The following is a 5,735-nucleotide window of genomic DNA, read 5'->3' on the forward strand; positions in this document are numbered from 1 at the left end:
TGGCCGGCCAGACGGATCTGCTGGCCGTTGTCAATGCCTGCTGGAACCTTGACTTGCAGGGTCTGCTTCTGAGTCTTGACGCCGCGGCCATGGCAGCTTTGGCATGGATGCTCGATAATCACACCGCTGCCGGCACACTTGTCACAAGTGGTCTGGCGCTGGATCATGCCCAAAACGCTTCTCTGGGTAATCGTCATCATCCCGCTGCCCCCACACTTGTCACAGGTGATCGGGTGGGTGCCCTTTTCAGCGCCGCTGCCGCCGCAGACCTCACAGGTGGTTGAACGGCTGTAGCTGATTTCGCTGGTCTTGCCCTTGATGGCATCCATGAAATCGATCGTCATGGTGTAGTCAAGGTCAGTCCCCCGCTGCGGAGCGGTCGGGTCAACCTGCTGCCGGGCACCGCCGCCAAAGAAGCTGTTGAAGATGTCACCAAAGTCGCTGAAATCAGCACCGCCAAAGCCCTGACCGCCGTACTGGCCGCCGCCGAAGCCGGCCTGGCCGTTGACCCCGGCCTGGCCAAACTGGTCATACTGCTGCCGCTTTTGGGAATCATGAAGCACTTCGTAAGCTTCGTTGACTTCCTTGTACTTTTCTTCTGCTCCTGCTTCGTGGTTCAGGTCCGGGTGGTATTTCTTGGCCAACTTCCGGTAGGCCTTGCTGATTTCTGCATCACTGGCATCCCGGCTCACACCCAAGACGTCATAATAATCACGATTTGCTGCCATCTGTTTATTGCTCCTTTTTCTAACAAAAGAAAAGAACTACCTCAAGCAGTTCTTCTTCTTTCGTTTAATTATAGTCGCTTTACTTGTCTGGGTCTACCTTGGTGAAGTCACCATCAACAGTATCGCCATTTGAGCCGCCAGCGCCGTTTGAACCGCCGTCGGTTGGGCCAGCCTGGCCTTGTTGGTTTTGGGCGTTTTGCTGGTAGAGCTTGACTGCCAGGTCTTGAGCAACCTTGCTTAAAGCGTCCTTCTTTTCCTTCATTTCGTCCAGGTTGTTGTCCTTTTGTGCCTTCTTAAGGTCTTCAAGGGCATCCTTAACCGGTTGAACGTCGCTGTCGCCAAGCTTGCCGTCAACTTCCTTCAAAGTCTTTTCAGTTTGGAAGATCAAGCTGTCAACTTCGTTTCTGAGGTCGACTTCTTCCTTCTTCTTGGCGTCTTCGTCGGCGTGTTCTTCGGCTTCCTTCTTCATTCTTTCGATTTCTTCATCTGACAGACCTGAAGCTGACTGGATGGTAATCTTTTGTTCCTTGCCAGTGCCCATGTCCTTGGCTGAAACGTTAACGATACCGTTCTTGTCGATGTCGAAGGTAACTTGAATTTGCGGCACGCCACGAGGAGCTGCTGGAATGTCAGTCAATTCAAAGCGGCCCAAAGTCTTGTTGTCGGCAGCCATTGGCCGTTCACCTTGCAACACGTGGATGTCAACGGCTGGCTGGTTGTCAGCGGCAGTTGAGAAGATTTGGCTCTTTGAAGTTGGGATCGTGGTGTTTCTGTCGATCAGCTTGGTGAAGACCCCGCCCATAGTTTCGATACCCAGTGAAAGTGGGGTAACGTCCAGCAAAACGATGTCCTTCACGTCACCACAGATGACCCCGCCTTGAATAGCGGCACCCAGGGCAACGGCTTCGTCAGGGTTGATTGAGTGGTCTGGTTCCTTGCCAGCCCATTGCTTTACGGCTTCTTGAACGGCTGGAATACGGGTTGAACCACCGTTTAAGATCACCTTGTCAATGTCGCCTACTGACAGGCCGGCGTCACGCAGAGCGTTGTCGAACGGAATCTTGGTTCTTTGAACCAGGTCGTCAGTCAATTCGTTGAACTTAGCCCGGGTAAGGTCTGCTTCCAAGTGCAAAGGACCTGCTTCACCAGCTGAGATGAACGGAAGGGAAATGTGGGTTGAAGATACGCCTGACAAGTCCTTCTTGGCCTTTTCAGCCGCATCCTTCAAACGTTGCATTGCCATCTTGTCCTTGGACAAGTCAACGCCGTTTTCTTGCTTGAAGCCGTCAACCAGCCAGTCGATGATCTTGTTGTCAAAGTCGTCCCCGCCCAGGTGGGTGTCACCGTTGGTGGAAAGAACTTGGAAGACGCCGTCGCCGAGCTGCAGAACGGAAACGTCGAAAGTACCACCGCCAAGGTCGTAAACCAGAACAGTTTCGTCATCTTCATCCTTGTCCAGACCGTAAGCCAAAGCTGAAGCGGTTGGTTCGTTGATGATTCTTTGAACGTTCAAACCAGCGATCTTGCCGGCGTCCTTGGTAGCTTGCCGCTGAGCGTCGTTGAAGTAGGCTGGAACGGTGATGACCGCGTCGTTGACTGGTTCACCCAAGTAGTCTTCTGAGAACTTCTTGATGTATTGCAAGATCATGGCGGAGATTTCTTGCGGGGTGTAAGCCTTGTCGCCTACCTTGACCTTGTAGTCGCTTTCGCCCATGTGACGCTTGATGGAAACGATGGTGTTCGGGTTGGTGATCGCTTGCCGCTTGGCAACTTCACCGACTTGAATTTCGCCGTCCTTGAACGCAACTACTGAAGGGGTGGTTCTTGCGCCTTCTGGGTTGGTAATAATCTTTGGTTCCTTGCCTTCCAAAACCGCAACTGCTGAGTTGGTGGTACCTAAGTCAATCCCAATAACTTTAGACATTGTCTTTTGCTCTCCTTTGGTTAATTTCTTGTTTTTGCTTAATTAAATAATCTGGCTTACTGGGCCACGACTACCATGGCTGGCCGCAGGGTCCGGTCCTTGTAGACGTAACCCTTCTGCAGAACTTGAACGACATGGTCTTTTTGATCATCATTTTCAGCCGGTACGCTTTGAACCGCCTGGTGCAATGTCGGATCAAACTTTTCGCCATCAGCCTTGATTTCCTCAATGCCGTTGTCTTTCAGCGCTCTGACCAGACCTTCCAGGGTCATTTCGATCCCCTTCTTGAGCTGGCTTGAAGCCTCATCGTCAGCCTTGACCTGCAGGGCTCTTTCCAAGTTGTCCACGCTGGCCAGGATGTCCTTGCCCAAGCGCTGGGACTCATACTTGACCAGGCTGGCTCTTTCCTTGCTGTAACGGCGCTGAGCATTTTGAATCTCAGCCTCGCTGCGCAGGTACTTGTCTTCCAGTTCCTTGTTCTTCTGAGTCAAATCGGCAACCTTTGCCTGCAGCTGAGCCAGTTCAGCACTGGCATCAGTTTCCTGCTTTGCTTCAGCCGCATCCTTGGCTTCATCTTTTGCTGCCTGCTCTTGCTTTGGCTCTGTCTTTTGTTGGTCTTCTTGAGCCAAATCTTTCTCGCTTGGAAATTCTTCTTTGCTCACGACAAACCTCCTTATTTAAATCTGCCATAGTAATCCAATAATTTCTGGGCCAGTTCTTGACGGAAGTACTCCATCAGGCCGATCATTTCTGAATACGGCATGTTTCTTGGCCCAAGCAGGGCGATCGTGCCCCGCCCGTAGCGGCCGACGCTGTATTCCGCCGTCACCAGGCTAAAATCTTTCAAAAGATCGTTCTGCAGTTCAGTGCCCAGGCGGACGTGAACCGGATAGCGGTCGGCGCTGTCGCTCAGATCGATCAGTTCGCCAGCCAGAGAGCTGGAGTTGATCAGTTCATATAGCGACTTGATATCGTTTAAATCGCTGCTTTCAGTATTGTTGAGCAGGTTCAACTGGCCGTCGACGTACATCTGCTCGCTTGCCGCGTCCTTGATGACTGCTTCAAGCAGTTCCAGGAATTCCGGAGCATTCTTGCCCACAATCTTGCTGCTGGAAAGCTCAGCAAAAGTTTCCTTGTTGATCTCGTTTAAGCTCTTGCCAACCAGCTGGTCATTGATCAGCCGGACGGCCTGCTCGATTTCATCCCCGGAAATATGCCGCGGCAAGGTGTACAACTGGTTCTTGACGCTGCCGTCGCTGGTTACTAGAATGGCCATCACCTGCCGCGGGGCCAGAGGCACGATCCTGAAGCCAGTGATGCTGACATTCTTGGCCTCAGGCCCTTCAGCAAATGCCGTATAGTCAGTCAGGTCAGACAGGATCTTCGCCGCTTCTTTGACGATTTCATCCACCTGGTTGAACGGCTGGTCAAACTGATAGCCGATTTGATTATAAATCTCTTCCGGCAGCTGCAGCGGCTGCACCAGATTATCCAAATAGTAACGATAACCCTCAGTCGAAGGAACCCGGCCACTGGAGGAGTGGGTCTTTTCAATCAGCCCGTGCTCTTCCAGGACCGCCATCTCATTGCGGATAGTCGCACTGGATACTTTAATCGGCAATTGATTCATGACTGTCTTGGAGCCAACCGGCTCGTGCGTTTGCGTAAAGTCCTGAATAATTGTCTTTAAGATAAGTTCTTGACGTTCGGTCAACATAATATCGCCCTCACATTTAGCACTCACATCTTTCATGTGCTAACATGGTATAGATTAGCAAGAAATTAGCAGTTAGTCAAGGAGAATGCTAAAAAAGTTGCTTAAAAAAACGATCTTCTGCTGAAGATCGTTTTTTGTCTATTCGACTAAGGAACTGAAATAGTCTTCACTATCCTGCTGGTCCTGGCGCAGCTGCTCGGTCAAGCCAGCCAGATCAGCAAACTTCTGCTCATCGCGCAGGTACTTGTACCAGGCAATCGTGATCTGCTCACCATAAATGTCCTGGTCAAAATCAAACAGGTTGGATTCAATGTAGATGTTCCGCTCGTTGTTGAACATCACATTGTAGCCCACACTGGTCATGGACTGATACCAGCTGTCGCCCACCCGGGTCATGGTCGCGTAGACGCCGATTTTCGGCAGAACCTTTCGCCAGTCCAGCTGCAGGTTGGCTGTCGGAAAGCCCAGCTTGTGGCCATTCCGGTAGCCATGGACAACCTGGCCGCTGGTGAGGTAAGGATGGCCCAGCAGTTCTGTAGCCAAGGTCAGGTTCCCGCTCTTGATCGCCTGGCGGATTTCGGTTGAACCGATTTTTTCACCGGCAAAAATCTGCTTGGGCACGACCTTGATTTCAAAGCGCCCCTTGGCAAAAGTCGGCAGATTGGTCATATTGGCCACGTCCTTGGGGCCGTAGCTGTAGTCAAAACCCGCCACGACCGTGTCCGCCTTCAGCCCCATGATGATCTCATCTACAAAGGCCTGCGGGGCCAGATGGCTGAATTCTGGCGTAAACTTGATGATCGCCAGGTAGTCAACGCCAATTTTCGACATCTCGTAGGCCTTTTCCTGGGGGGAGTTCAGGTATTCAAAATCCTTGACTCCGGCATAGACCTCTTTTGGATGCCGGTCAAAAGTCAGCACCATCAACGGCAGATCCTTCTCATCCGCAATTGTCCGTGCTTCCTTAATCAGCTTCTGGTGTCCGATATGAACTCCGTCAAAAAAGCCCAAGGCCAGCACAACCTTGCTGGCCGTCAGCTCCTTTTGGAACGGATAGCTTATATTTATTACTTTCAAACTTAATCCCTCAATTACTCATTACTTAGCAACATTATTTCCGGGCAGTAGCGGCCTTGCCCCTTTGCCCGGTAAATCGCTTTAACCTTTTTATTGTACCGCAAAGCGACCATGTCTGCATCAAGAGGGAGTTTAATCCAGGCGCCGTTCTTTACCTGCTGCCACAAGGAGTCGTCCAGGTCGGCTTGCGGATAGTCGGCAAAAAAGCTGTCGATCGGCTGCACGTGCTCCAGCAGGTGGTCCGGATCAGCCGCCAGTTCTTCCAGGCTGACCGCATCAGCAAGGCTGT

Annotated in this window: 5 protein-coding genes and 1 pseudogene; all 6 read right to left on the minus strand. The window is 51.6% G+C overall.

Annotated features, from left to right (window positions below):
• On the minus strand, positions 1 to 728 hold a 728-nt coding region (locus lacNas_RS05210; protein WP_201346665.1), incomplete at its 3' end, for a DnaJ domain-containing protein.
• A 79-nt stretch (positions 729 to 807) separates the two neighbouring features.
• Positions 808 to 2,652, minus strand: a complete 1,845-nt coding sequence (gene dnaK, locus lacNas_RS05215) for a molecular chaperone DnaK (RefSeq protein ID WP_201330720.1) — start codon at positions 2,650 to 2,652, stop codon at positions 808 to 810.
• A 56-nt stretch (positions 2,653 to 2,708) separates the two neighbouring features.
• Positions 2,709 to 3,314, minus strand: a complete 606-nt coding sequence (gene grpE / locus lacNas_RS05220; protein ID WP_201330721.1) for a nucleotide exchange factor GrpE — start codon at positions 3,312 to 3,314, stop codon at positions 2,709 to 2,711.
• Positions 3,315 to 3,325: 11 nt separating this feature from the next.
• Positions 3,326 to 4,369 carry a heat-inducible transcriptional repressor HrcA gene (gene hrcA / locus lacNas_RS05225; RefSeq protein WP_201330722.1) on the minus strand — a complete coding sequence of 348 codons (1,044 nt, stop codon included), beginning with the start codon at positions 4,367 to 4,369 and terminating at the stop codon, positions 3,326 to 3,328.
• 138 nt (positions 4,370 to 4,507) lie between these two features.
• Positions 4,508 to 5,446: a riboflavin biosynthesis protein RibF gene (gene ribF / locus lacNas_RS05230; protein ID WP_201330723.1), complete on the minus strand. Its 939-nt coding sequence runs from the start codon at positions 5,444 to 5,446 to the stop codon at positions 4,508 to 4,510.
• Between the two features lie 14 nt (positions 5,447 to 5,460).
• Positions 5,461 to 5,735: pseudogene (locus lacNas_RS05235) on the minus strand (tRNA pseudouridine(55) synthase TruB); the annotation flags it as partial.

Origin of the sequence: Lactobacillus nasalidis, from assembly GCF_016587775.1 — a bacterium.
In the GTDB taxonomy this organism is placed as follows: domain Bacteria; phylum Bacillota; class Bacilli; order Lactobacillales; family Lactobacillaceae; genus Lactobacillus; species Lactobacillus nasalidis.

Bases quoted from the DNA above. Each gene is read 5' to 3' on its own strand.
- dnaK (WP_201330720.1), bottom strand. From the start codon at position 2,652: ATGTCTAAAGTTATTGGGATTGACTTAGGTACCACCAACTCAGCAGTT.
- hrcA (WP_201330722.1), bottom strand. From the start codon at position 4,369: ATGTTGACCGAACGTCAAGAACTTATCTTAAAGACAATTATTCAGGAC.